The organism is Paraburkholderia piptadeniae, from assembly GCF_900007165.1.
In the GTDB taxonomy this organism is placed as follows: Bacteria; Pseudomonadota; Gammaproteobacteria; order Burkholderiales; family Burkholderiaceae; genus Paraburkholderia; species Paraburkholderia piptadeniae.
Genome location: NZ_CYGY02000017.1, coordinates 58,660 through 84,500 on the forward strand (window position 1 = coordinate 58,660; position 25,841 = coordinate 84,500).

At 63.2% G+C, this 25,841-nt stretch carries 20 protein-coding genes and 1 tRNA gene; 15 read left to right on the top strand and 6 right to left on the bottom strand.

The genetic code is table 11. The features are described from left to right. Nucleotides 1–52: 52 nt before the first annotated feature. Nucleotides 53–1,477, top strand: coding sequence for an alpha,alpha-trehalose-phosphate synthase (UDP-forming) (gene otsA / locus BN2476_RS07785; protein WP_087733583.1), 1,425 nt, complete (start codon nt 53–55; stop codon nt 1,475–1,477). A gap of 111 nt (nt 1,478–1,588) precedes the next feature. Here otsA and BN2476_RS07790 read toward each other — a convergent pair whose 3' ends face one another. Continuing rightward, the gene (locus BN2476_RS07790; protein ID WP_087733584.1) at nt 1,589–3,424 is read right to left on the bottom strand and encodes an ABC transporter ATP-binding protein; all 1,836 of its coding nucleotides are present in this window, start codon (nt 3,422–3,424) and stop codon (nt 1,589–1,591) included. A 709-nt stretch (nt 3,425–4,133) separates the two neighbouring features. Between BN2476_RS07790 and BN2476_RS07795 the strand changes: the two genes are divergently transcribed. The 3 genes from BN2476_RS07795 (at nt 4,134) to BN2476_RS07805 (ending at nt 6,855) form a co-directional block, all read left to right on the top strand. Continuing rightward, nucleotides 4,134–5,198 carry a glycosyltransferase family 4 protein gene (locus BN2476_RS07795; protein ID WP_087733585.1) on the top strand — a complete coding sequence of 355 codons (1,065 nt, stop codon included), beginning with the start codon at nt 4,134–4,136 and terminating at the stop codon, nt 5,196–5,198. Nucleotides 5,199–5,448: 250 nt separating this feature from the next. Beyond that, nucleotides 5,449–6,312 (top strand): hypothetical protein, encoded by an 864-nt coding sequence (locus tag BN2476_RS07800; RefSeq protein WP_087733586.1) that lies wholly within the window; start codon nt 5,449–5,451, stop codon nt 6,310–6,312. Between the two features lie 87 nt (nt 6,313–6,399). Further along, nucleotides 6,400–6,855: a DUF2214 family protein gene (locus BN2476_RS07805; protein WP_087733711.1), complete on the top strand. Its 456-nt coding sequence runs from the start codon at nt 6,400–6,402 to the stop codon at nt 6,853–6,855. Between the two features lie 85 nt (nt 6,856–6,940). Here BN2476_RS07805 and BN2476_RS07810 read toward each other — a convergent pair. From BN2476_RS07810 to BN2476_RS07825, 4 genes are all read right to left on the bottom strand, one after another. Next, nucleotides 6,941–7,015, bottom strand: a tRNA-Val gene (locus BN2476_RS07810). 48 nt (nt 7,016–7,063) lie between these two features. After that, entirely contained in the window at nt 7,064–7,813 is a 750-nt protein-coding gene (dnaQ, locus tag BN2476_RS07815) for a DNA polymerase III subunit epsilon (RefSeq protein ID WP_087733587.1), read from the bottom strand. Between the two features lie 61 nt (nt 7,814–7,874). Next, complete coding sequence (gene rnhA / locus BN2476_RS07820; protein WP_087733588.1) at nt 7,875–8,321, bottom strand: ribonuclease HI; 447 nt, start codon at nt 8,319–8,321, stop codon at nt 7,875–7,877. Beyond that, nucleotides 8,318–9,133: a class I SAM-dependent methyltransferase gene (locus tag BN2476_RS07825; protein WP_087733589.1), complete on the bottom strand. Its 816-nt coding sequence runs from the start codon at nt 9,131–9,133 to the stop codon at nt 8,318–8,320. The genes rnhA and BN2476_RS07825 overlap by 4 nt, the downstream gene beginning before the upstream one ends. A gap of 19 nt (nt 9,134–9,152) precedes the next feature. On the opposite strand from BN2476_RS07825, the gene gloB reads away from it, so the two are divergent. From gloB to BN2476_RS07860, 7 genes are all read left to right on the top strand, one after another. Continuing rightward, nucleotides 9,153–9,944 (top strand): hydroxyacylglutathione hydrolase, encoded by a 792-nt coding sequence (gloB, locus tag BN2476_RS07830; protein ID WP_087733712.1) that lies wholly within the window; start codon nt 9,153–9,155, stop codon nt 9,942–9,944. 154 nt (nt 9,945–10,098) lie between these two features. Beyond that, on the top strand, nt 10,099–11,781 hold the full coding sequence (locus BN2476_RS07835; RefSeq protein WP_087733713.1) for a transglycosylase SLT domain-containing protein: 1,683 nt from the start codon (nt 10,099–10,101) through the stop codon (nt 11,779–11,781). Between the two features lie 247 nt (nt 11,782–12,028). Continuing rightward, nucleotides 12,029–13,303 carry an MFS transporter gene (locus tag BN2476_RS07840; protein ID WP_087733590.1) on the top strand — a complete coding sequence of 425 codons (1,275 nt, stop codon included), beginning with the start codon at nt 12,029–12,031 and terminating at the stop codon, nt 13,301–13,303. Nucleotides 13,304–13,737: 434 nt separating this feature from the next. Next, on the top strand, nt 13,738–14,892 hold the full coding sequence (gene carA / locus BN2476_RS07845) for a glutamine-hydrolyzing carbamoyl-phosphate synthase small subunit (protein ID WP_087733591.1): 1,155 nt from the start codon (nt 13,738–13,740) through the stop codon (nt 14,890–14,892). A gap of 144 nt (nt 14,893–15,036) precedes the next feature. Then, nucleotides 15,037–18,291, top strand: coding sequence for a carbamoyl-phosphate synthase large subunit (gene carB / locus BN2476_RS07850; RefSeq protein WP_087733592.1), 3,255 nt, complete (start codon nt 15,037–15,039; stop codon nt 18,289–18,291). Nucleotides 18,292–18,444: 153 nt separating this feature from the next. Then, a complete protein-coding gene (gene greA, locus BN2476_RS07855; protein ID WP_087733593.1) occupies nt 18,445–18,921 on the top strand; it encodes a transcription elongation factor GreA in 477 nt (158 codons plus the stop codon). A 19-nt stretch (nt 18,922–18,940) separates the two neighbouring features. Further along, entirely contained in the window at nt 18,941–19,447 is a 507-nt protein-coding gene (locus BN2476_RS07860) for a DUF4149 domain-containing protein (protein WP_087733714.1), read from the top strand. Nucleotides 19,448–19,613: 166 nt separating this feature from the next. On the opposite strand, the gene BN2476_RS07865 is transcribed toward BN2476_RS07860, so the two are convergent. Further along, nucleotides 19,614–20,150, bottom strand: coding sequence for a YhbY family RNA-binding protein (locus BN2476_RS07865; RefSeq protein ID WP_087733594.1), 537 nt, complete (start codon nt 20,148–20,150; stop codon nt 19,614–19,616). Between the two features lie 252 nt (nt 20,151–20,402). Here BN2476_RS07865 and BN2476_RS07870 point away from each other — a divergent pair, with 252 nt between their 5' ends. The 4 genes from BN2476_RS07870 (at nt 20,403) to glmM (ending at nt 25,534) form a co-directional block, all read left to right on the top strand. Then, complete coding sequence (locus tag BN2476_RS07870; protein ID WP_087733595.1) at nt 20,403–21,065, top strand: RlmE family RNA methyltransferase; 663 nt, start codon at nt 20,403–20,405, stop codon at nt 21,063–21,065. A 186-nt stretch (nt 21,066–21,251) separates the two neighbouring features. Further along, nucleotides 21,252–23,141, top strand: coding sequence for an ATP-dependent zinc metalloprotease FtsH (gene ftsH, locus BN2476_RS07875; RefSeq protein ID WP_087733596.1), 1,890 nt, complete (start codon nt 21,252–21,254; stop codon nt 23,139–23,141). A gap of 121 nt (nt 23,142–23,262) precedes the next feature. Beyond that, on the top strand, nt 23,263–24,147 hold the full coding sequence (folP, locus tag BN2476_RS07880; protein ID WP_087733597.1) for a dihydropteroate synthase: 885 nt from the start codon (nt 23,263–23,265) through the stop codon (nt 24,145–24,147). Between the two features lie 28 nt (nt 24,148–24,175). Continuing rightward, nucleotides 24,176–25,534, top strand: a complete 1,359-nt coding sequence (gene glmM, locus BN2476_RS07885; RefSeq protein WP_087733715.1) for a phosphoglucosamine mutase — start codon at nt 24,176–24,178, stop codon at nt 25,532–25,534. Nucleotides 25,535–25,841 lie beyond the last annotated feature (307 nt).

A 25,841-nucleotide genomic window follows, 5' to 3' on the forward strand; every position in this document is an offset into this window, starting at 1 on the left:
CGTCCGCTCATCATCGCTCGATGGCCTTTGTCCCGCACGGAAACCACGCGTCATGAGCCGGCTGATCATCGTATCGAACCGCGTCGCGCCGATCTCCGAAGGGGGCCCGGCAGCGGGCGGCCTCGCGGTCGGCGTCTACGACGCGCTGAAGGAAACGGGCGGCATGTGGTTCGGCTGGAGCGGCGACGTGCTCGGTTCCGGCCAGCCGGAAATCAGGCTGGAAGAGCGCGGCCCCGTGACGTTCGCGACCGTCGGCCTCGTGCGTCGCGACTACGACCAGTACTACCGGGGCTTTTCGAACGCGACGCTGTGGCCCGCGTTCCACTATCGGCCGGATCTGCTGCAATTCGACCGGCACGATTTCGAGGGCTATTGCCGCGTGAACACGTGGCTCGCGCAGCAACTCGTGCCGCTCTTGCGCGACGACGACGTCATCTGGGTGCACGACTATCACCTGATCCCGTTCGCACAGGCGTTGCGCACAGCAGGCGTGAAGAACCGCATCGGCTTCTTCCTGCACATTCCGTTTCCGGCGCCGCAGGTGCTGCTTGCCGTGCCGCCGCACCGCGCGCTCGTCGAGGCGCTTTGCTCATTCGATCTGCTCGGCTTCCAGACGAAGCCCGATCTGCGCGCGTTCTGCGACTACATCGTCAACGAGGCGAGCGGCAGCGTCGATACGTCGGCGCAAGGACCGAGCATCGTCCACGCGTTCGGCCGCACGTTGCGCGCGGCGGCGTATCCGATCGGCGTGTATCCCGACGAGATCGCCGAGCTGGCCAAGGCGGGCGAGCACGACAAGCCTGTGCGCACGATCGAAGCGACGCTGCATGCGCGCAAGCTGATCATGAGCGTCGACCGGCTCGACTATTCGAAGGGGCTCGTCGAGCGTTTTCGTGCGTTCGAACGGCTGCTCGAACATGCGCCCGCGTATCGCGACAAGGTGTCGTTCCTGCAGATCGCGCCGCCGACGCGGTCCGATCTGCACGCCTATCAGGAAATCCGCTTGCAGCTCGAAGGCGAATCGGGGCGCATCAATGGCCGCTTTGCCGAGCTCGACTGGACGCCGATCCGCTATATCCATCGGCAATATGAACGGCCTGTGCTCGCGGCGCTGTTCCGCACGGCGCATGTCGGCTACGTGACGCCGTTGCGCGACGGGATGAATCTCGTCGCGAAGGAGTATGTGTCGGCGCAAGACCCGGAAGATCCGGGCGTGCTGGTGCTGTCGCGTTTTGCGGGCGCGGCGCACGAATTGACGGGCGCGCTGATCGTCAATCCCGTCGACGTCGACGGCATGGCCGACGCGCTCGGCACTGCGCTGTCGATGCCGCTCGCCGAACGCAAGGCGCGCTACGAGGACATGATTGCGCAGCTGCGCGAGAACAACGTGTCCGTGTGGCGCGACAACTTCATGCGCGATTTGCAGCAGGTGTCCGGCGACGAGGAGAGGGTGGCGAACGAAGCCGCGACGGGTTGATCTTCGCGTTTTCCATGTTTCCATGCGCACCGTGCAGGCACAAAAAAGCCGCTTCGAACTTCGAAGCGGCTTTTTCTATCGGGCGTTCAGAGAATGCAGTGGCGACGTGCCTCAGGCCACATGCTGCTCGTCGAGCTTCTTGCCGCCGACGTGCAGCGTCGACTGCTTGCCGTACTGCTTGGCGAGCAGATCGCGATACAGGCCCGGACGGTTGCGCAGCTCTTCGGGGCTGCCGTCGTCGATGACCCTGCCCGCGCTCATCACGATGATGCGGTCGAAGTTGTGCAGCGTCGACAGGCGGTGCGCGATTGCGATCACCGTGCGGCCCACCATCAGCCGGTCGAGCGCCTTCTGGATCGCTTCTTCGGATGCGCTGTCGAGCGCAGAAGTCGCTTCGTCGAGCAGCAGGATCGGCGAGTTCTTCAGGATCGCGCGCGCAATCGCGATGCGTTGCCGCTGGCCGCCCGAGAGCTTCACGCCGCGATCGCCGACGATCGTGTCGAAGCCTTCCGGCATCGCTTCGATGAAGTCCGTGCAGCGGGCGTCGCGCGCTGCGGCGATCACGTCTTCGCGTGAAGCTTCCGGCCGCCCATACGCGATGTTCTCGTAGACCGTGCGATGGAGCAGTGAGATGTCTTGCGGCACGAGCGCGAGAGCGTGGCGCAGGCTGTCCTGCGTGATCGCGGCGATATCCTGGCCGTCGATCATGATCCGTCCGCCCTGCGTTTCGTAGAAGCGTTGCAGCAGCGCAAGCACGGTCGACTTGCCCGCGCCCGACTTGCCGATCAGGCCGACACGCTGGCCCGGCTGAATGTCGAGATCGAAGTGATCGAGAATCGGGCGCCGCTTCGGATACGCGAACGTCACCTTCTCGAATCTGACGCGTCCGCCTTGCGGCACGAGTTCCGTTGCATCGTTGCGATCCGGCATGCCGTGCGGCTCGAGCAGCGTCTTGACGGCTTCGGCGAGGCGCGCGACGTGCTGCGTCACGTCGACGAGCGCGACGGCCAGATCGCGCGTGCCGTGCAGAATCGTGAAGCCCAGCGAGCTGACGAGCACGATGTCGCCAGAGGTCGCCTTGCCCTGGTCCCACAGCCACAGCGCCCAGCCCAGCAGTCCCGCCGACAGCAGCGCGGTGATCACCGCGTGCAGCAGGCGCAGTTTCTCGAGGTAAAGCAGGCTTTGCTGACGCGCGTCCATTTCCGACTTCACGGTCGCGCCAAAGCGCTTCTGTTCGCGGAACGTCATGCCGAACGCGCGCACGAGGCCCATGTTGCCGATCACGTCGACGAGCTCGCCGTCGACGGCGGCCGCCCTCGTCGCGAAGTTGTGATGCCTCGCCGAGCCGCGACCCGCCAGCTTGAACAGCACGACGGAGAGAATCGCCGAGCAGCTCAGCAGGCCGAGCGCCATCAGCGGATTGACGGAAATGATCATCACGATCGCGCCCGCCACGGCGATACACGGCGGCAGCACGTTCCACGCGGTCGTGTTCTCGGCCGTATAGACCGCGTTCGACGTCGCGGTGATCCGGCTCGCGAGCATTCCAGGCTGCTTCTCGGCGTAATAGGTCGGCGAATGGCCGCTCAGGTACTGGAAGAGGTCCTTGCGCAGGTCGCCTGTGACCGCGACGAACGTATGCGCGGCAACCCATCCGCCGACGCGCCACAGCAGGTTGTCGGCGGCGATCAGGCCGACGAGGATCGCGAACGCGCCCCACAGCGGCCCCGGATGATGACGGCCTTCGCCGAGCACGTCGATCAGATGCTTGATCGCGTATTGCGAAGCGAGCGCACAGCCCACGGCCGCGAATACGCTGCACAGGACGACCAGATGGGCGACCGGATGGCGGCGGATAAAGCGGAAGAGGAACGCAAGCGGCCGGCTCGCATAGCCGGAGAGCTTTGCGTTATGGGCGTTGCGCTGGGCGATTGTCAGATGTTCCAATTGTTCAGTGGGTCGTTTGGGTCGGGTTCAAATCGTGCAACGGCTGTGCCTGGCGCGGCTCGTAACAACCAGCGTAGGCCCCGCATTGTAAACATGCAAAAGCCATTTCGCATGGCGGTAAGACCAATGAGGGCGCGATTATTTTTGCGACAAGTACCGGTAAGCTTTCCCAGGCTGGACCCGTTGCGGGTCAAGAGGTTCACGCCATCGGCGAGAATTTTCAAGATATAATTACAGATTGCATACGAAGCCGGCGAGGCGGTTGCTCCGCCACGTCGACGGTTCATCGATGACCGTCGTCAAACGGCTTGCGGCGTCAGTGCCGATGCAAGGTTCCCACTGTAAAACGCCTTGAGAAAACAAGGGTTTGCGAAGTGTTTCGCGCCTGTAACAACGTAAAGACTTTGAAATGTCGGGGGCCGGTCGGACGAGCGGGCATCGATAATGCATGCTCGGTCCAGTCAGGAAATATCTGACAGTTTGTCAACGTCCGTTCATGAGCCGCGTTTATGGCTAGAGCACAGACTTTGACATTGACCAAGCTGGCGTCTTACCAAGCGATCCATCGCAGGAATTTCTCGAAAGAATCAGGCTCGTGTTGTATGCAGCTCGATGCTGCCTGCAGAACCGAGCGCCCTGGCGAGCAAGCGAAGTCGCTTTTACCAAACTGCAGTCTTTTTGCCTGATCTTTTACGAGGAGTTTTTCATTATGCGAATCGCTCAAATCGCTCCGTTGCACGAGGCGGTTCCTCCCAAGCTCTATGGCGGCACCGAGCGCGTTGTGTCGTATCTCACGGAAGCGCTCGTCGAGCTGGGACACGACGTGACGCTCTTTGCAAGTGGCGATTCGCAAACCTCCGCGAAGCTCGAAGCATTCTGGCCGCAGGCTTTGCGTCTGGACCCGACGATCCGCGACGTGATGGCGCCGCACATGCTGCTGCTCGAAGAAGTGCGCCGCCGCGCGGACGAATTCGACGTGCTGCATTTCCACATCGACTACTATCCGTTCTCGCTGTTCGCACGCCAGCCGGTGCCGTTCCTGACGACGATGCACGGCCGTCTCGATCTGCCGGAACTGCAGCCCGTCTTCAACACGTTCAGCGATGTGCCCGTCGTGTCGATCTCGGATAATCAGCGCCAGCCGCTGCAACAGGCCAACTGGCTGTCGACCGTCTATCACGGTCTGCCGGAAAACGTGCTCACGCCAATCCCCAACGTCGAGCCGGACTACCTCGCATTCCTCGGCCGCGTCTCGCCGGAGAAGGGCCTTGACCGCGCGATCCGCATCGCCGGCCAGGCAGGCATGAAGCTCAAGGTCGCCGCCAAGATCGACAAGGCCGACCGCGCCTATTACGAGGAAGTGATCAAGCCGCTGATGGCGCTCCCGCACGTCGAGTACATCGGCGAAATCGGCGAAGCCGAAAAGCGTGAGTTCCTCGGCAACGCTCATGCACTGGTGTTCCCGATCGACTGGCCGGAGCCGTTCGGTCTGGTGATGATCGAGGCGATGGCTTGCGGCACGCCCGTGATCGCGTTCAAGCGCGGCTCGGTGCCGGAAGTGATTGAAAACGGTGTGTCGGGCTTCGTCGTCGAAGACGAAATCAGCGCTGTCGCAGCACTCAAGCGTCTAGACCAGCTGCCGCGCGCAGCGGTCCGCAAGGCGTTCGAAGACCGCTTCTCGTCGAAGGTGATGGCGCAGAACTATCTGAAGACGTACGAAGAGATGCTGCGTGCGAAGCGCCGCACAGTGCTGCGCGAAGTCAACGCAGGCTGATCGCCGCCATCGAGGGCCGTCCGGACTTCGAGCCGGGTTCAGTGGCGGTCCTTGTGAATCAGTATCAGCGCCCCGCATGTGCCGAACATGCGGGGCGTTGTTGCATTTATGCCGCACGCCGGTGTGTAGCATGAGGGCGAATGGTTCGAAAGCACGCGTTCCGGGGCTGCAACCGTGAGACGAATCCGTAATATCCCTATAATGGCCGTGCCGCAAATCCGGCGCGGCGCGTCCACATGAGGAGAGTGCTTTGGCGAGAACGAAACAGACGCGTGCGAGCGCAGTGCCTGGCGCCGGCACGATGTTCGCGCTTCGCGCCATCGGTCTCGTGATACTGGCTCGCTGGCTCTTCTCGATGGGCGAGATGGCGCCGCTGACCGCGCTTCAGGCGATGGCATCGTCGCCATGGGCGTGCATCAATCTCGTCTTCCTGTTTCTTCTGATCTTCCTGCCGGGCGCGAAGCCGCGCGCCGAGCGGCCGTTTCATCCGTTGCCGCAGTGGCTGCGTCAGGCGCTGCGTCTCTTTGCGTTTCTCGGTCTGCTGTTTGCCGTCTGGTCGGTCGGCGCGTTTGTCTGGGCGGCCGGCTGGCGGCGCGCGTTCAACACCGTCGCCGCGACGAACGGCTGGCTGATCGCGGCGCCCACGTTGTACGCCGTCGTCGTCTGGATCTGCCGGCCGCGCGCGCTGTGGCGCACGAATATCGCTGCGCGCCGGTTCGCGATCGGCCGCTTCGCGATCTCGATCGACGCCGTCACGCGTACGGCGATCGTCTGGGCCGAAAGCCGCAAGCTTGGCCAATACGATGCGCGCGAGCTGTCGCTGCGCTGGCTCGATGTGGCCTCGGGCGGTTCCGGCGTGCGGCGCGCGATGCCATCCGTCGCGTCCGTCGACCTGCCAGGCGCACAGCCCGCGACGGTGCCGCCTGTCGCGAACGGTCACGCGACGCTCGAGCGCGCGGGTGTCGGCGGCCTGCTCCGTCCCAAGGTCGAGCTAATGTGGGATTCGCCCGCCGCCGCCGGTCATAACCGGCAGACGGTGTTTCGCACACCGCTTTCGTCTGAAGGCGATCGTGTGGCCGCCCGAGCGCTCGACGCAAGCCTGCGCCAGGCCTGAGCTTTCCCGAGCGCGCCTCTCGCGAGTCGGGCTCCGTCGTTTTCCCGAAGCATCAACGGCCGCTTTGCATCGATCATGGAGGTGTCCATGCTGATCCGCTGGTTGCTTGCCGCTATTCATCTGCTGGGCTACGGATTCGCGCTCGCGTCGATCATCGGGCGCACGCGGGCGCTGCGTCGCCTGTCCGGTCCCGCCGATCTGCCACGCGTCTTTCTCGCGGACACCGGTTGGGGCATCACGGCCATCGTTCTGATCGTCACCGGTTTGATGCGCGTCTTCGGCGGCTTCGAGAAGGGCGCCGATTACTACCTGCATGAGCCGCTTTTCCACATCAAGATGACGGCGCTCGTGCTGATCCTCATTCTCGAAGCGATGCCGATGATGGCGCTGATCCGCTGGCGCATCGCGGTCAAACAAGGCGATACGCCGGACCTCACAGGCGCGAGGCGCTTTGCGCGCATCGGCCACTGGCAGTCCATTCTGCTGATCGTGATGGTGTTTGCGGCGTCGGGCATGGCGCGCGGCATTGGGGCGGCTGCGTAGCAGCACGAAGCATCGAAAGAGAAAAATCGAACGCGAAAAGAAAAAGGCCCGGGCGTTTCCGTCCGGGCCTTCTTTTCTTCGAATCTGGTGGGTAGTACTGGGATCGAACCAGTGACCCCTGCCGTGTGAAGGCAGTGCTCTACCGCTGAGCTAACCACCCGAAGAGCTGTGCATTATGTCAGGTCTTTCAGACTTCGACAAGCACTTTTTAAGCGATTTGCGCATCGGCGGTTGCGGATGCATCTTCCGCCGCCGGTTGCGTGCGCCACACGCTCGTCCCCTTCAGCGATTTGTCGAGACCGTCGAGTAGCGCTTCGTGTTCGGTGAGTTCATCGTCGGTGGCGGCGAGCACGACGAGCTCGACCTCATCGAGCTTCACGCGCTTCGTGCCGCCCGCAACACCAGACGCCGCTTCGCCGATCATGTCGATCACGAGGCTTTCCTGGCCGCGTGTCATCGCGAGATAGACCTCGGCGAGCAGTTCCGAGTCGAGCAACGCGCCGTGCAGCGTGCGGTGCGCATTGCTGACGCCGAAGCGGTCGCACAGCGCGTCGAGCGAATTGCGCTTGCCCGGGAACATCGACTTGGCACGCACGAGCGTATCGATCACTTCGCCGCAATGCTCGCTGAACGGCGGCAGGCCGAGCAGCGCGAACTCCGCATCGAGAAAGCCGATATCGAACGGCGCGTTGTGGATGATGATCTCCGCGTCCGTGACGAAATCGCGCAGCGCGTCTGCGATCTCCGCGAACTTGGGCTTGTCGCTCAGGAATTCCGTTGTCAGGCCATGGACGGCCAGCGCGCCCGGATCGCTGTCGCGCTCCGGGTTGACATAGAAGTGCAGGTTGTTGCCCGTCAGCCGGCGGTTCACCAGCTCGACGCAGCCGATTTCGATGATGCGGTCGCCGCTCTTTGCATTCAGTCCGGTGGTTTCCGTATCGAGGATGATTTGGCGCATGTCGGAGTTGCCCTGCCTGGTTGGTTGGATGCCTCGAAAGGCAAGATTGCCGTGAGAGCCGTTACAGATCGGCGAGCATCGCGACGCCGCGATTGGCGAGCGCATCGGCGCGTTCGTTCTCGGGATGACCCGAGTGGCCTCTCACCCAGCGCCACTCGAGTTCGTGCTCCTGCGTGAGCGCATCGAGCCGCTTCCACAGATCGGCGTTCTTGACGGGCGCCTTCGCGGCCGTCATCCAGTTCTTCTTTTTCCAGCCGTGAATCCATTCGCTGATACCTTTCTGCACGTATTGCGAGTCCGTGTGCACGATTGCCTTGCATGGGCGCTTCAACGCTTCGAGCGCAGCGATCACGGCCATCAGCTCCATCCGGTTGTTCGTTGTGTTCGCTTCGCCTCCGAACAGTTCCTTTTCCTGCGTGCCATAGCGCAGCAATGCGCCCCAGCCGCCGGGGCCGGGGTTTCCCTTGCAGGCGCCGTCGGTGAAGATTTCGATCAGGTCAGAACTCATTGATGTTTATTGCGTGCGTTGGGTGTGGCGGCGGGTGTGAGGCCGGGGGCCAGCACGGGTTTCTTGACTTTCAGCGGACCGACGAGGCGCATGCCGCGCACGCGCTTGATCGCCGTGACCATGTAGACGGCGCCGAAGATCGGCCACCAGCGGTCGCCCGCGGCTTCCATGAACTGATAGCGCGAGAGCCATTTTTCGCTGACGAGGGGCGGACGATAGCAGCCGAAGCGTCCGCGATCAAGATCGAAGCCGAGCAGCTTGATCCAGTCCTTCAGGCGGGTGAAGGCGATCAGATCGTGCGCGGCGGGCACAAACGGACGTCCCGTCACCTTGCCGACCGACTGCCTCGCGCCCCACAGCGACAGCGAATTGAAGCCGAGGATGATCAGCTGGCCTTCCGGCATCAGCACGCGCTCGGCTTCGCGCAGCAGACGGTGCGGATCGCGCGTGAACTCCAGCGTGTGAGGCATCACGATCAGATCGACGCTTTGCGCCTCGAACGGCAGATCGAGCAGATCGCACCAGACGGAACTGCGCCCGGGCGGCGCGTGGCGCTCGGGCAGGCCGCCCGCGACGCCGCGCGGAAACGTGTACGGCGCGCTCGCGCCGCTTTCTGCGTCGAGCACGAGTCCTCGGCAGGGCATGCGATTCTCGCGCAGCGCATCGAGTTGCGGCAGCCCGAGTTGCAGCGCGTGATAGCCGAACACGTCGGACACGACGAGGTCGAGCTGCGCCTGCTCCCACTCCAGCACATAGCGTCCGGGAGGGGAGGTGGTCCAGGCAGGCCAGTCTATAATCGATCGGTCAGACATGTTGAAGAATGCGTCGCCTATGAATTCGCTCGAGTACGTGCCCGTCCCGGCATTCGATGACAATTACATCTGGGTCGTGTCGGACGGCCGTCATGCCGTGGTCGTCGATCCGGGCGATGCCGCCCCGGTGAAGTCTTATCTGGCAAAACGGGGATGGCGGCTGAGCGCTATTTTACTCACCCACCATCATGCCGACCACGTCGGCGGAGTGGCCGATCTGCTGAATGGCCAGGCCGTACCCGTCTACGGTCCCGCGGGAGAAGCGATTCGCTGGCTGACCACGCGGCTCAAACACGGCGACGCGGTGCACATCGACACGCCGCCACTCGACTTCACGATTCTCGACGTCCCGGGTCATACGAGCGGCCATATCGCGTACTTCCAGCCCGCCGACCCGCGCGGCACGCCGCACGTGTTCTGCGGCGACACGCTGTTCGCCTGCGGCTGCGGTCGGCTGTTCGAAGGCACGCCGGCGCAGATGCTGACGTCGCTCGACGCGCTCGCTTCGTTGCCGGGCGAAACGGAAGTCCATTGCGCGCACGAATACACCCTGTCGAACATCCGCTTCGCGCTCGCGTGCGAGCCTGACAACGCGAAGCTGCAAGCCTGGCGCGACGAGGCGGCGGCCCTGCGCGCGCGACACGTCCCGACGCTCCCTACGACGATCGCTCACGAACGCGCCGTCAACCCGTTTTTGCGCGCCGGCGAGCCGGCCGTCCAGGCGACGCTCGCCGAACAATTGCACGAATCGGTGCCTGACCGGCTGGCCGCATTCACGCTGATGCGCGAGTGGAAGAACAGGTTCCGCTAACCAGGCAATTCTTGGGGGCATGTTCATCCGAATCATAGAAAAAAACGCCAAGCTTCAGATTTCGCGGCGTTTTTCACCTTTTTCCGATTGACGGAAAAGGCGCACTTTCGTACTATCGGCTGCAAATTCCAGCCCTTTGGAAGCCGAGACGTTCATGAGATTTATCTTCAGCGCGTTATTGGTCCTGACGCTCACCGCTTGTGCGAGCCAGGGGCCAACGACGAACAGCCTTTCAACTGCTTCCAATCCAGCTAGCCAGCAAGCCGTAGCCGACACCCTTCGCAAGACCGCCACCGCCAAAGAAACGATCAACGTCGACCAGAGTTCCGTCGACCAGTTGACGAGCGAGGACTCCGATCTCTGGGGCCGTATCCGCCGTGGTTTTCAGATTCCCGACCTGCAAAGCGACCTCGTCGACATGCAGGCGAACTGGTATGCGCAGCGTCCTGACTACGTCCAGCGCATGACCGAGCGGTCGCAGAAGTACCTGTATCACATCGTCGAAGAACTGGAAGCGCGCCACATGCCGACCGAGCTGGCGCTGTTGCCGTTCATCGAGTCCGCGTACAACCCGCAGGCATTGTCGGTTGCGAAGGCCGCGGGCATGTGGCAGTTCGTGCCCGGCACGGGCCGCACGTACAACCTGAAGCAGAACATGTGGCAGGACGAGCGCCGCGACGTGCTCGCGTCCACCAGCGCGGCGCTCGACTATCTGTCGCGTCTGCACGATATGTTCGGCGACTGGTATCTGGCGCTCGCCGCGTACAACTGGGGCGAGGGCAACGTGCAGCGCGCGATCGCACGCAACGAGGCGGCCGGTCTGCCGACAGACTATCAAAGCCTGCGCATGCCGCTGGAAACGCGCAACTACGTGCCCAAGCTGCAAGCCGTCAAGAATATCGTGACGAATCCGCAGGTGTTCGGGCTCACGCTGCCGTCCATTCCGAACCACCCGTACTTCGTGACGGTCACGACGTCGCATGACATCGACGTCGATACGGCGGCGAAGCTCGCGAACATGACGCCCGACGAGTTCCGTTCACTGAACCCGTCGTTCAAGAAGCCGGTCATCCTCGGCGCGACGCAGCCGCAGATCCTGCTGCCGTTCGACAACGCCAGCGCCTTCGAGCGCAATTTGAAGTCGTACTCGGGCTCGCTGTCGTCGTGGACGACCTACACGGTCACGGAACGCTCGCGTCCGGCGGCGATCGCCGAGAAGATCGGCGTCGATGCCGACACGCTGATGGCCGTCAACAAGATTCCGGCGGGCATGCGCCTGAAGCCGGGCTCGACGATCGTCGTACCGCGCGCCGACGATGACGACGAGGACATCAGCGCCGACGTCGCCGAAAGCGCCGTGCTCGCGATGGAGCCGGACGTGCCCGACACGCGCAAGATGCTGATCCGCGTGCGTCGCAAGCAGTCGATGGCGATGATCGCGGACCGCTACGACGTGTCGATCGGTCAGCTCAAAGCATGGAACCGTACGCGACGCGACGTCGCGATGCCGGGCCAGGTCATCGTGCTGCACGTGCCCGTCGGCAAGGCGATGCCCGCCGAGCCGGGTCCGCAGAAGCTGGCGACGGTGCCTGTCGGCGGCGTCGAGCGGACGGGCGCCCAGATTGCGGACTCGCGCTCCGAGTCGCGATACGATAAGAAGCGGGGTCGCGGCCACTCGGGCGTCGTCAGGGTTTCGGAGCCGGTCGGCAAGTCCAGCAAGCCAGCCGCCGCCAAGGGCAAGATGACGAAGGTCTCGACGGAAGCGACCGGCAAGGCGTCGAAGGGCGAGACTTCGAGCCGCCACAAAGTCTCGGCCAGCGCGAAGAAGGGCAAGTAGACAACAAGCGGCCTTTCCGAGGACGACCGAACGTGCGCTGCGGGGGCAGCGCGTGAAGTGCGCTCCGATCTCTCCTCGTTTTCCTGAACGCCGTCACCTGAGGTGACGGCGTTTTTCATTTCCGCTTTTCATTTCGACTGACAGCCGCCGGCGTTTCCCGCACGGGCCGCGCGGTCTTGCGCCACGATGGGCGCTATTGCCGCTATCGTTCACGCTCGGGTCCGCCGGACCATCCTGCTGATGCCTCATGTCATCGACGCCACTTCGTGTCTTCCTGCTGTTCTCCGCCGGTTACTTCGTCTCGTATGTGTTTCGGGGCGTGAACCTCGGCTTCGCGCCGCTGATCACGCGTGAGTTGGGGCTCACGGCCGCCAATCTGGGGCTTTTGACCAGTCTCTATTTCCTCGGCTTCGCGGGCGCTCAATTGCCGGCGGGCGTCCTGCTCGATCATTACGGCCCGCGTCGCGTGACGGCTGGCATGTTGCTCTTCGCCGCCGCCGGCATTGGCGTGTTCGGGGCGGCGCACGGTGTCGGCGCGATGATGGTGGGGCGGCTGCTAATCGGCGTCGGCGTGTCGGTATGCCTGGGCGCGGCCTTCAAGGCGCTCGCGCAGCACTTTCCGGTCTCGCGCCTGCCGCTGATGAACGGGCTTGTGATGGCCGTCGGCGGTCTGGGCGGCGTCGTCGTCGGCTCGCCGTTGACGTGGGTGCTGACGTTTGCAAGCTGGCGTGCCGTATGTTTCGCGCTCGTCGTCCTGACGATCGTCGTGGCGGCGCTGCTGTGGATGTTCGCGCCCGAAAGGAAGGAAGCGCACCATCAGGCGAGTCTCGTCGGGCAGTTCAAGGGCACGTGGCACATTCTGCGCAGCGCGGCGTTCTGGAAGATCGGATCGTTCTCGGTTGTCACGCAAGGCGTGTTCTACGCGATGCAGTCGTTGTGGGTCGGCGCCTGGTTGCGCGACGTATCGGGCTTTCAGCCGCATGACGCGGCGGCGCTCGTGTCGGTGCTGGGTTTCGCGATGATGGCGGGTTGCGTGGGCTTCGGCGCGGCGGCGCGTAGTATGGAGCGGCGCGGGCTGTCGCTGTATGCGTTTTGCGGCGTCGGCATGGCGCTCTTCGTCGTCACGCAATTGTTGATCATGTTGCGTGCGCCGCTGCCGGCGGGTCTGCTGTGGGCGGCGTATGGGATTTTCGGCGGCGTGGGCATTCTGAGCTACGCGGTGCTCGCGCGCCATTTTCCGCCGCATCTGATAGGCCGTGGGAATACGACGCTGACGCTCATTATTTTTCTGCTGATCTTCGGCTTTCAGATCGGCGTGGGCGCGGTTCTGTCGATCTGGACGCCCGTCGGCGGCCACTATCCGCCCGTCGCGCATCTGACCGCGTGGGGCATTCTCGTTGCGCTTCAGCTTGCGAGCGCCGTCTGGTACGTGCTGCCGAGCCGCGTGCTCGCGAAAAGCCCTTCGCACATCCACGGCGAGCACCAGCCGCAAGGCTTACAGGCGTATTCTGATATCGAATGAAACGGCCATGCAGGCCGCGTGGATCGCAAGTCCTTCGTGCCTGCCGCGCCTGTCGGGGCCGCGTCGGTCCAGTCGTCGCCCATCTCGGATTTGAAGAGAAGGGTCATTTCAGGCTATAATTACAAGGTTTGAGCTTATCAACCCGCACCCTAGCGCCTACCTCTCCTACACCGTTCATCCGCCGCGTTTCGTAGTCAACCCGTTGTAGTTCCGGGCAGGTTTTTCGTGAACACACCGGCTACCGTCGCCAGCGGCCCGCAGCCAGCCAGTCCGCCTACACAATGGGCAGATTGCACGCTCTGCAGTGCCTGACGCGACGCCACGAACAGCGACACGCGAGCGAGCCTGCGCGCGCATCGTCCGATGCGCCTCGCCGCGGCCCGCACGGTCGGATAGACAGGTCGGCAACAGGGTGTTCCCCCAAGGAGTCTCCCGTGTTGCCGTCATTTTCTCCCGCTCTTCTCGCGCTCGCCGACGGCACGGTCTTTCGCGGCTACTCGATCGGCGCGCCCGGTCACACGATCGGCGAAGTCGTTTTCAATACGGCCATCACCGGCTATCAGGAAATCCTGACCGACCCCAGCTACGCGCGCCAGATCGTCACGCTGACGTATCCGCACATCGGCAACGTCGGTGTGAACGCCGAAGACGTCGAAGCCACGAAAGTCCATGCCGCTGGCCTGATCATCCGTGATCTGCCCGTTCTCGCGTCGAATTTCCGCATGGAGCGCTCGCTCCCGGATTACCTGAAGGCCGAAGGCGTCGTCGCAATCGCCGGTATCGACACCCGCAAGCTCACGCGCGTGCTGCGCGACAAGGGCGCGCAAAATGGTGCGATTCTCGCAGGTTCGGATGACGAAGCGAAGGCAATCGAACTCGCGCGCTCGTTCCCGGGCCTCGCGGGCATGGACCTCGCGAAAGTCGTGTCGACGCAAAAGCCGTACGAGTGGAAGCAGACGGAATGGTGTCTCGGCAGCGGCTACGGCATGCAGAACACGCCGCGCTACCGTGTCGTCGCGTTCGACTACGGCGTGAAATACAACATCCTCCGGATGCTCGCGGAGCGCGGCTGCCAGGTCACGGTGCTACCGGCGCAAGCAACGGCGGCCGATGCGCTCGCGCTCAACCCGGACGGCATCTTCCTGTCGAATGGTCCCGGTGATCCGGAACCGTGCGATTACGCGATCGCCGCGACGCGCGAGTTCATCGAGCGCGGCATTCCGACGTTCGGCATCTGCCTCGGCCATCAGATCATGGGTCTCGCCGTCGGCGCGAAGACGATGAAGATGAAGACGGGCCACCACGGCGCAAACCACCCGGTGAAGGATCTCGACGACGGCCGCGTCGTGATCACGTCGCAGAACCACGGCTTCGCGGTCGACGCCGATACGCTGCCCGCAAACGCGAAGGTCACGCACGTGTCGCTGTTCGACGGCACGCTGCAAGGTTTCGCGCTGACGGACAAGCCGGCGTTCTGCTTCCAGGGCCACCCGGAAGCGTCGCCCGGTCCGCACGATATCGCTTATCTGTTCGACCGCTTCACTGCGTTGATGGACCAGCAGAAGGGCAACAAGTCGGCGGCGGCGTAAGAGTCGAGCGCAGCGCCGGCAGCAGCCGCTCGCGAGCAGCGATAGAAAAGAGCGCGCCCCGCGACGCCGTTCGGCACACGGTCCGAACGGCACACCGCCGGCGCGCCAACGGAAAGAACTCAGGAATACATTAGCGAGAGCGTTATGCCCAAGCGGACAGATATCAAGAGCATCCTCATCATCGGCGCAGGTCCGATCATCATCGGCCAGGCGTGCGAGTTCGACTACTCGGGCGCGCAGGCGTGCAAGGCGCTGCGTGAGGAAGGCTACAAGGTCATTCTCGTCAACAGCAATCCGGCGACAATCATGACCGACCCGAATACGGCCGACGTCACGTACATCGAGCCGATCACGTGGGAAGTGGTCGAGCGCATCATCGCGAAGGAGCGCCCGGACGCGATCCTGCCGACGATGGGCGGCCAGACGGCGCTCAACTGCGCGCTCGATCTGCATCACCATGGCGTGCTGGAGAAGTACAACGTCGAGCTGATCGGCGCATCGCCGGAAGCGATCGACAAGGCCGAAGACCGCCAGAAGTTCAAGGAAGCGATGACGAAGATCGGCCTCGGCTCGGCGAAGTCGGGCATCGCGCATTCGATGGATGAGGCGATGCAGGTGCACGCGGAGATCGCCGCGTTCACGGGCGGCAGTGGCTATCCCATCGTCATTCGTCCGTCGTTCACGCTGGGCGGATCTGGCGGCGGCATCGCGTACAACCGCGAGGAATTCGAAGAGATCTGCAAGCGCGGTCTCGATCTGTCGCCGACGCGCGAGCTGCTGATCGAAGAATCGCTGCTCGGCTGGAAAGAGTACGAGATGGAAGTGGTCCGCGACAAGAAGGACAACTGCATCATCGTGTGCTCGATCGAGAACCTCGACCCGATGGGCATCCACACGGGCGACTCGATCACCGTCGCGCCCGCGCAGACGCTCACCGACAAGGAATATCAGATCCTGCGTAACGCATCGCTCGCGGTGCTGCGCGAGATCGGCGTGGACACGGGCGGCTCGAACGTGCAGTTCTCGATCAATCCGAAAGACGGGCGGATGATCGTGATCGAAATGAACCCGCGTGTGTCGCGTTCGTCGGCGCTCGCATCGAAGGCGACCGGTTTCCCGATCGCGAAGGTCGCGGCGAAGTTGGCCGTCGGCTACACGCTCGATGAACTGAAGAACGAAATCACGGGCGGCCAGACGCCGGCTTCGTTCGAACCGACCATCGACTACGTCGTCACGAAGATTCCGCGCTTCGCGTTCGAGAAGTTCCGCGAAGCCGATCCGCGTCTGACCACGCAGATGAAGTCGGTCGGCGAAGTGATGGCGATCGGCCGCACGTTCCAGGAATCGTTCCAGAAGGCGCTGCGCGGTCTGGAAGTCGGCGTCGACGGTCTCGACGAAAAGACCGCGAGCCGCGACGAAGTGATCCGCGAGATCGGCGAAGCCGGTCCCGATCGCATCTGGTACGTAGGCGACGCGTTCCGCCTGGGCCTCACGCAACAGGAAGTGTTCGAGGAGACGTCGATCGATCCGTGGTTCCTCGCGCAGATCGAAGAAATCGTCCGCAAGGAAAAGGCGCTCGAAGGCCGCACGCTCGCGAGCCTGTCGAAGGAAGAGTTGCGCTATCTGAAGCAGAGCGGCTTTTCGGATCGCCGACTCGCGAAGTTGCTCGGCGCGACGGGCGACGACGTGCGCAAGCGCCGCATCGAACTGAACGTGCGCCCGGTGTACAAGCGCGTGGACACCTGCGCGGCCGAGTTCGCGACGAAGACCGCATACATGTACTCGACCTACGAGGAAGAGTGCGAAGCGAACCCGACGAACAAGAAGAAGATCATGGTGCTGGGCGGCGGCCCGAACCGGATCGGCCAGGGCATCGAGTTCGACTACTGCTGCGTGCACGCCGCGCTCGCGATGCGCGAAGACGGCTACGAAACGATCATGGTCAACTGCAACCCCGAGACCGTTTCGACCGACTACGACACGTCGGACCGTCTGTACTTCGAGCCGCTGACGCTCGAAGACGTGCTCGAAATCGTCGACAAGGAAAAGCCGCTCGGCGTGATCGTCCAGTACGGCGGCCAGACGCCGCTGAAGCTCGCGCTCGATCTCGAAGCGAACGGTGTGCCCATCGTCGGCACGTCGCCGGACATGATCGACGCCGCGGAAGACCGCGAGCGTTTCCAGAAGCTGCTGCAAGACCTGAATCTGCGTCAGCCGCCCAATCGCACCGCACGCGCGGAAGACGAAGCGCTGAAGCTCGCCGACGAAATCGGCTATCCGCTCGTCGTGCGTCCGTCGTACGTGCTCGGCGGCCGTGCGATGGAGATCGTCCACGAGCCGCGCGATCTCGAGCGCTACATGCGCGAAGCCGTCAAGGTGTCGAACGATTCGCCCGTGCTGCTCGACCGCTTCCTGAACGACGCGATCGAATGCGATGTCGACTGCATCTCGGACGGCGACACGGTGTTCATCGGCGGCGTGATGGAGCACATCGAGCAAGCGGGTGTGCACTCGGGCGACTCGGCGTGCTCGCTGCCGCCGTACTCGCTGTCGAAGGAGACGGTTGACGAGCTGAAGCGCCAGACAGGCGCGATGGCGAAGGCGCTCAACGTGGTCGGCCTGATGAACGTGCAGTTCGCAATCCAGCAGGTCCCGCAAGCGGATGGCTCGAAGCAGGACATCATCTACGTGCTCGAAGTGAATCCGCGCGCTTCGCGTACGGTGCCGTACGTGTCGAAGGCGACGAGCCTGCCGCTCGCGAAGATCGCGGCGCGCGCGATGGTCGGCCAGAAGCTCGCGCAGCAGGGCGTGACGAAGGAAGTCGAGCCGCCGTACTTCAGCGTGAAGGAAGCGGTGTTCCCGTTCGTCAAATTCCCGACCGTGGACCCGGTGCTCGGACCGGAAATGCGCTCGACGGGCGAAGTGATGGGCGTCGGCCGTACGTTCGGCGAAGCGCTCTTCAAGTCGCAGCTCGCGGCGGGTTCGCGTCTGCCGGAATCGGGCACGGTGCTGTTGACCGTGATGGACGCCGACAAGCCGAAGGCCGTCGAGGTCGCGCGCATGCTGCATGAGCTGGGCTATCCGCTCGTCGCGACGAAGGGCACGGCGGCGGCGATCGAAGCTGCGGGCGTACCCGTGCGCGTCGTCAACAAGGTGAAGGACGGCCGTCCGCACATCGTCGACATGATCAAGAACGGCGAGATCGCGCTCGTCTTCACGACCGTCGACGAAACGCGCGCCGCGATTGCCGATTCGCGTTCGATTCGCATGAGCGCGCAGGCGAACAAGGTCACGTACTACACGACAATGTCGGGCGCGCGTGCGGCCGTCGAAGGTCTGCGTTATCTGAAGGACCTGGAAGTCTATGATTTACAAGGACTCCATGCTCGCCTAAACTAAGGCTTCAGAGTTTTGTCAAAGAAGTAAGTGCCGCGGTTAAGCGGCGTCCCTGAGGTGCCAGATCGGGCTTTGCGCCACGCTCCAGCGCCGGTACGGGATGCACTTAACCGCGGTGATTTTTTTTATGGCTGTTTTTTGCCACAAGAGCTGTTTATGAGCACTATTCCATTGACGAAGCGCGGCGCAGATCAGCTGCGCGGCGAATTGCAGCGACTGAAATCGGTCGAGCGTCCTGCCGTCATCAATTCGATCGCGGAAGCGCGCGCGCAAGGTGACTTGTCGGAAAACGCCGAGTACGACGCTGCGAAAGAAAAGCAGGGCTTTATCGAAGGCCGTATCGCCGAAATCGAATCGAAGCTGGCGGCGGCGCAAGTCATCGATCCCGCCGCGCTCGAGGCCGATGGCCGCGTCGTGTTTGCCACGACGGTCGATCTGGAAGATCTGGATTCGGGCGATGAGGTGACTTATCAGATCGTCGGCGACGACGAAGCCGATCTCGAGCACGGTCTTATCTCCGTCAGCTCGCCGATCGCTCGCGCGCTGATCGGCAAGTCGGAAGGCGATGTCGCTGCGGTGCAGGCGCCGAGCGGCGTGCGCGAGTACGAAATCATCGCGGTCCGCTACGTCTGAGGCTGCTGCCGTGTCTTCGATGCCGCATCGTCTGTTCAGGCTGCTGACGGTCGTTTGGGTCGGCAGTCTGCTGACCATCGGCTATGCAGTGGCGCCCGTGCTGTTCACGTCGCTCGATCGCATGACGGCGGGCGCGGTCGCGGCGCAGCTGTTCCGGATCGAAGGCATGATTGGCGTGGTATGTGGCGTGTTGCTGCTCGCGCTGTGCAATGTGCTGATCCGGCGCGGCGGCGATGCGTATCGGCGTCTGCGCTGGCTGATCGCCGGCATGCTGGTATGCGTGCTGTTTGGCTACTTCGCGCTGCAGCCGTTTATGAATGCGTTGCGCATCGCTGCGCAGGAGGCGGGCACGGACGTCGGCCACTCCGTGTATGCAAGCCGGTTCGGCATGCTGCACGGCGTGTCGAGCGTGTTCTATCTGATCGAGAGTCTGTTGGGCATCGTGCTCGCGTGGAAGCTGCCGGCGGGCGCGAATCTCGCGGCAGAGCAGGGTGCCCGGCGCGTAGCGGGCAGGACGGCTGGATAAGCTGCGTTCGTAAAAGGCGCATTCGGCCCGCAGGCTGATTTAATTTCGCAAGTCCCCCATGGGGCGCGGCCGATCGCCGCATGAGGCGACGGCCTGCGATTCTGGTGATTCTGGTTCGAATAGCGCGGTCCCAAATGTCGATCCGGATCGCCGCGCCACCCCAGATTTACTTCGTCTGATGCATGCGCTTCGCGCTCGTCTGGCGTTTCTTTGCTTTCTTGATGTTGCCGCCCGCCGTTACGCGCTCGTTGCCGCGCACGACTACTTTCTGCGGCTTCGGACGGCGCATCGGGTTGTCGGTCGCCTTGACGACCTTGACGACGCGCGGTGCGCGGCCTTTCTTCGCCGGCTCTTCCGAGACGGCCTCGCGCGCGCTCGGCAGCGCTGCGCGCTTCGATTTCGCAGCAGGCGCGCGTTCGGCCGGCGCCGATTCGGGCTTCCAGATGACGAGCAGCTTGCCGATATGCTGGATGGGAGCCGCATTCAGCCGATCGCAGATCTCTTCGTAGACCGCGATGCGCTCTTCGCGCTCGTCGCCGACTACGCGGATCTTGATGAGCTGATGCGCCTTCAGATTGACCTTGATTTCGGCCAGCACGGCGTCGGTCAGCCCTTCGGCGCCGATGATCACGACCGGCTTGAGCGCATGAGCCTGGGAGCGCAATTCGGCGCGTTGTTCGGAAGAAACTTTGAGGGCTGGCATGGAAAGTGGAAGACTCGACTAAAATGGCATCGCCCGCAGCTTGAACCTGTCGGTCCACGAATAAGCGGGGCGCGCGCGAGAAAAAAGAAACTGCGCAGAAAACTGCGATGAACACGGCACCGGCGTCAGCATGAACAGGACGGCGGCAAGCAGAACCACGGGCGCGGAAGACGGCCTAGGTAGCAGCCGCGCGAATTAAACGCGTATTATCCGCTAAAAGCGCGGCATCACGTAGCAAGAGTTCAACGTTTAATGGCAAAAAACCGCTTCAACCAGTCGTGGCTGCACGACCACATCAACGATCCGTACGTGAAAATGGCGCAGCGGGAGGGTTATCGCGCCCGCGCGGCCTACAAGCTGAAGGAAATCGACGAGCAGGACAAGCTGATTCGCCCCGGCCAGATCATCGTCGATCTGGGCGCGGCGCCCGGCAGCTGGAGCCAGTATGTGCGCAACAAGCTCGCGCAGGGCAAGCACCGCGACGCGCAGCGCGAAGGCGGGATCGACGGCACGATCATCGCGCTCGATCTGCTGCCGATGGAGCCGATCGCGGACGTGCACTTCATCCAGGGCGACTTCCGCGAGGACGATGTCCTCCAGCAACTGGAAGAAGTTGTCGGAGATCGCGCCGTTGATCTTGTAATTTCGGATATGGCACCCAACCTGTCTGGAGTGGCGGTGGCGGACGCAGCGCGAATCGAGCATGTATGCGACCTCGCACTGGAATTCGCCCAAAACCACCTGAAACCCGATGGTGCCCTTTTAGTCAAATGTTTTCACGGCAGCGGTTATAGCCAGATTGTCGAAAAGTTCAAGCACCAGTTTAGGACGGTGGCCGCGCGCAAGCCGAAAGCGTCCCGGGACAAGTCGTCCGAGACGTTTATTCTGGGCAAGCATCTGAAACGGCCACGTTGAAAAAGGGTCCAGTGATATGTGAGCCCGCATGCCGGTACGCCGGAAAATAAGAGCGCTGAGATTGCGCGGTACGCTATTTATGCGGTAGCGAATGCTTATGGCAGGGGTCCCCGGAAGGGATTAGAATGCCTGAGTGGTGCCGCAAGGCAAATGTAGGCGCTTGTCTATGAGTGAAGGAGTGGTGCTTTGAACAACAACATGTTTTCGAAAGCAGCAGTGTGGCTTGTAATCGCACTGGTGCTGTTTACGGTGTTCAAGCAGTTCGACAAGCCCCGCGTCCAGGAAGGCGTTTCTTATTCTCAGTTCATGGACGACGCGAAAAGCGGCAAGGTCAAGAGCGTGATCGTCCAGGGGCGCAACCTCACGGTGACGCCGGCGGACGGTCAGAAATATCAGATCGTGTCGCCGGGTGACATCTGGATGGTCGGCGACCTGATGAAGTATGGCGTGCAGGTCAGCGGCAAGGCGGATGACGAGCCGAACGCGCTGGTGTCTGCGCTGTACTACCTTGGGCCGACAATCCTGATCATCGGGTTCTGGTTCTACATGATGAGGCAGATGCAGGGAGGCGGGAAAGGCGGAGCCTTCTCGTTCGGTAAATCCCGGGCGCGTCTGATCGATGAGAACAACAACGCGATCAATTTCTCAGATGTCGCCGGCTGTGACGAGGCCAAGGAAGAAGTCTCCGAACTGGTCGACTTCCTGCGCGACCCGCAGAAGTTCCAGAAACTGGGCGGCCGCATCCCGCGCGGGGTGCTTCTGGTCGGCCCGCCGGGAACGGGTAAGACGCTGCTGGCACGCGCCATCGCTGGCGAAGCAAAGGTGCCGTTCTTCAGCATTTCGGGTTCGGACTTCGTCGAAATGTTCGTCGGCGTCGGCGCGGCCCGCGTGCGCGACATGTTCGAGCAGGCGAAGAAGCACGCGCCCTGTATCGTGTTCATCGACGAAATCGACGCGGTCGGCCGTCATCGCGGCGCCGGCATGGGCGGCGGCAATGACGAACGCGAACAGACGCTGAATCAGATGCTGGTGGAAATGGACGGCTTCGAGGCGAACTCGGGTGTGATCGTTATCGCCGCGACGAACCGTTCGGACGTGCTGGACAAGGCGCTGCTGCGTCCGGGCCGTTTCGACCGCCAGGTGTATGTCGGCTTGCCCGATATCCGTGGGCGCGAGCACATCATGAAGGTGCACCTGCGCAAGGTGCCGATCGCGAACGACGTCGACGCAGCGGTAATCGCGCGCGGCACGCCGGGCTTCTCGGGTGCCGATCTGGCGAACCTCGTGAATGAAGCGGCGCTGTTCGCTGCGCGTCGTGGCAAGCGCATTGTCGAGATGCAGGATTTCGAAGACGCGAAGGACAAGATTTTCATGGGTCCGGAGCGCAAGTCAGCGGTGATCCGCGAAGACGCGAAGCGCGCGACGGCTTACCACGAGTCGGGCCACGCGGTGATCGCAAAGCTGCTGCCGAAGGCCGACCCCGTGCACAAGGTCACGATCATTCCGCGCGGCCGCGCGCTGGGCGTGACGTGGCAGTTGCCGGAGCACGACAACGAAACGTATTCGAAGGACTATCTGCTGGATCGCCTTGCCATTCTGTTCGGCGGCCGTGTCGCGGAAGAGTTGTTCCTGAACCTGATCAGCACGGGTGCATCGGACGACTTCAACAAGGCGACGTCCACCGCCCGCGCAATGGTCGCCCGCTTTGGCATGACCGACGCGCTCGGACCGATGGTCTATGTCGACGATGAGAACGACCAGTCGCCATTTGGCCGCGGTTTCACGCGTTCGATTTCGGAAGCGACGCAACAGAAGGTCGACGCGGAAATCCGCCGCGTGCTCGACGAGCAGTACAACCTCGCGAAGCGTTTGCTGGAAGAGAACCGCGACAAGGTCGAAGCGATGACCGCCGCGCTGATGGAGTGGGAAACGATCGACGCCGATCAGATCAACGACATCATGGCTGGCCGTCCGCCGCGCTCGCCGAAGAGCACGCCGTCTCCCGGCGACGCATCGTCGGGTGGTAGCAGCCCGGGCGCGGAAGTAAAGCCGGGCAGCGCGACTGCTCCTGCTTGATGACGGGTTGAGTGGTTTATACGGGCCGGTGTGCTGCACACCGGCCCGTTTTCATTTCTAATGCTGCTACGCGCATTGCGGTTCTGTCGCGATCCCCACCAACTTCTTCGTAGTACGTCTCGTGTCAAACGCCGATTCCCCGCTTTTTTCGATCCCCGAACCGCTTCAATGCGGCCGATTCACGCTGTCGTTCGAACGCCCGCTCGTGATGGGCATCCTGAACGTCACACCCGATTCCTTTTCCGACGGCGGCCGATACGTGCTGCGCGGCGAGGCGCTGCGCCAGGCCGAGTGCATGCTGCTCGACGGCGCCGATATCGTTGACATCGGCGGCGAGTCGACGCGCCCAGGGGCGCCGCCCGTACCGCTCGACGAGGAGCTGGAGCGCGTGATCCCGCTCGTCGAGCAGTTGCGCAACGCGAACGTCCCGCTTTCCGTCGATACCTACAAGCCTGAAGTGATGCGCCATGCGCTGGCGGCAGGCGCTGATTTGATCAATGATATCTGGGGCTTTCGGATGCCCGGCGCGATCGACGCTATCCGCGACAGCCAGTGCGGTCTGTGCGTGATGCATATGCTGGGCGACCCGCAAACGATGCAGGCGAGCGAGCCCGTCTACGACGACGTCGTGGCCGATATCCGCGCGTTCCTCGACGAGCGCGTCAAAACGATGCTGGACGCTGGTGTTGCAAAAAATCGCATCAGCGTTGATCCGGGATTCGGATTTGGGAAGACGGTCGATCATAATTACGCGCTGCTCGCGCATCTGCCGCGGCTGGCGCCGACCGTCGGCACGCCGCTGCCCATTCTCGCCGGCATGTCGCGCAAGTCGATGCTCGGCACAGTCGTGAACCGGCCCGCGCCGGAGCGGGTAGCGGCGAGCGTCGCCGCTGCCGTGTGCGCAGCGGAACGGGGCGCCGCGATTATCCGCGTGCATGATGTCGCGCAGACGGTAGATGCACTGAAAGTTTGGGCAGCAACGCGCGATGCGGCGCGTCGCGCCTGATCTCCACGCCTGGAAGGAACAGAACACTATGGGACGTCGATATTTCGGAACGGATGGCATACGGGGCAAGGTCGGCGACGCGCCGATCACGCCAGACTTCGTGTTGCGGCTCGGCTATGCGGCCGGCAAGGTGCTTGCGGGCGCCGACAGGTGGGCGAAAACGGGCACGCGTCCCACGGTGCTGATCGGCAAGGACACGCGCGTGTCGGGCTACATGCTCGAAGCAGCGCTGGAGTCGGGCTTCGCGGCGGCGGGTGTCGACGTGATGCTGGCCGGCCCGATGCCGACGCCCGGCGTCGCGTATCTCACGCGCGCGCTGCGTCTCGCGGCGGGCGTCGTGATCAGCGCATCGCACAACCCTTATTACGACAACGGCATCAAGTTCTTCTCCGCCGACGGCAACAAGCTGCCGGATGAAGTCGAGTCGCTGATCGAAGAGCAACTGGACAAGCCGCTCGAATGCGCGCCGTCCGAGCGTCTCGGCAAGGCGCGGCGTCTCGACGATGCGGCTGGCCGCTACGTCGAATTCTGCAAGAGCACGTTCCCGCAGGCGTTCGATCTGCGCGGCATGAAGCTGGTGATCGACTGCGCGCACGGCGCCGCGTACGACGTCGCGCCGCACGTGTTCCATGAGCTCGGCGCGGATGTGATCACGATCGGCGTCTCGCCGAATGGCTTCAATATCAACGACGGCGTCGGCGCAACCGCGCCCGATGCGCTCGTGCGCGCCGTGCGCGCGAACAAGGCGGATATCGGCATTGCGCTCGACGGCGACGCGGACCGCGTGCAGGTTGTCGACGCGAACGGCCGCCTCTACAACGGCGACGAACTGCTGTACGTGCTGGTGAAGGACCGGATCGCGACGCAAGGCAAGGTCGAAGGGGCAGTCGGCACGCTGATGACCAACATGGCCGTCGAAGTGGCGCTGAAGAAGGCGGGCGTGCAGTTCGTTCGCGCCGCCGTCGGCGACCGCTACGTGCTCGAAAAGCTGCGTGAGCATCGCTGGGAACTGGGCGCGGAAGGCTCCGGTCACATTCTGTCACTGGATCGGCATTCGACGGGCGACGGTATCGTGTCCGCTCTGCTCGTGCTGGCCGCGATGCAGCGCAGCGGCCGTTCGCTCGAGCAGCTGCTGGAAGGCGTCAAGCTCTTCCCGCAGAAGCTGATCAACGTGCGCATGCAGCCGGGCGCGGACTGGAAGGGCAGCGAGGCGATTCGCCGCGCGATCAGCGCCGCGGAGGGCGCGCTCGACGGCAGCGGCCGCGTGCTGATCCGTGCGTCGGGCACCGAACCCGTGCTGCGTGTGATGGTCGAGGCCGCGCGCGAGAAAGATGCCTTGTACCACGCCGAAACGATCGCCGAAGTGGTGAAGCAGGCGACCGCCTGATTTCCGGCCGCAGCGTTTCAACCGGAAGGGCGGCCACATGCCGCCCTTTTTTGTGTCCGCCTGTCGGTAAACCGCGGGGCGGCGCCGCAATCGATACGCCGAATGCGCAAACGTTGTCGCTCGCCAATTTCGAGCCAGAAATCGCCCATTCGCGGCGCATCCGTTTTGGCAGTGGAAACCCTGGCATAACGCCTTTCGGGTACGTAATAAGACTGTCACGGTAAAGTCACGGATAGTCACAGTACCGTCATAATCGGCCACTATTCTTCGCGGTGTCGTGTCACACGCTCATACCAACCGGAGAAAA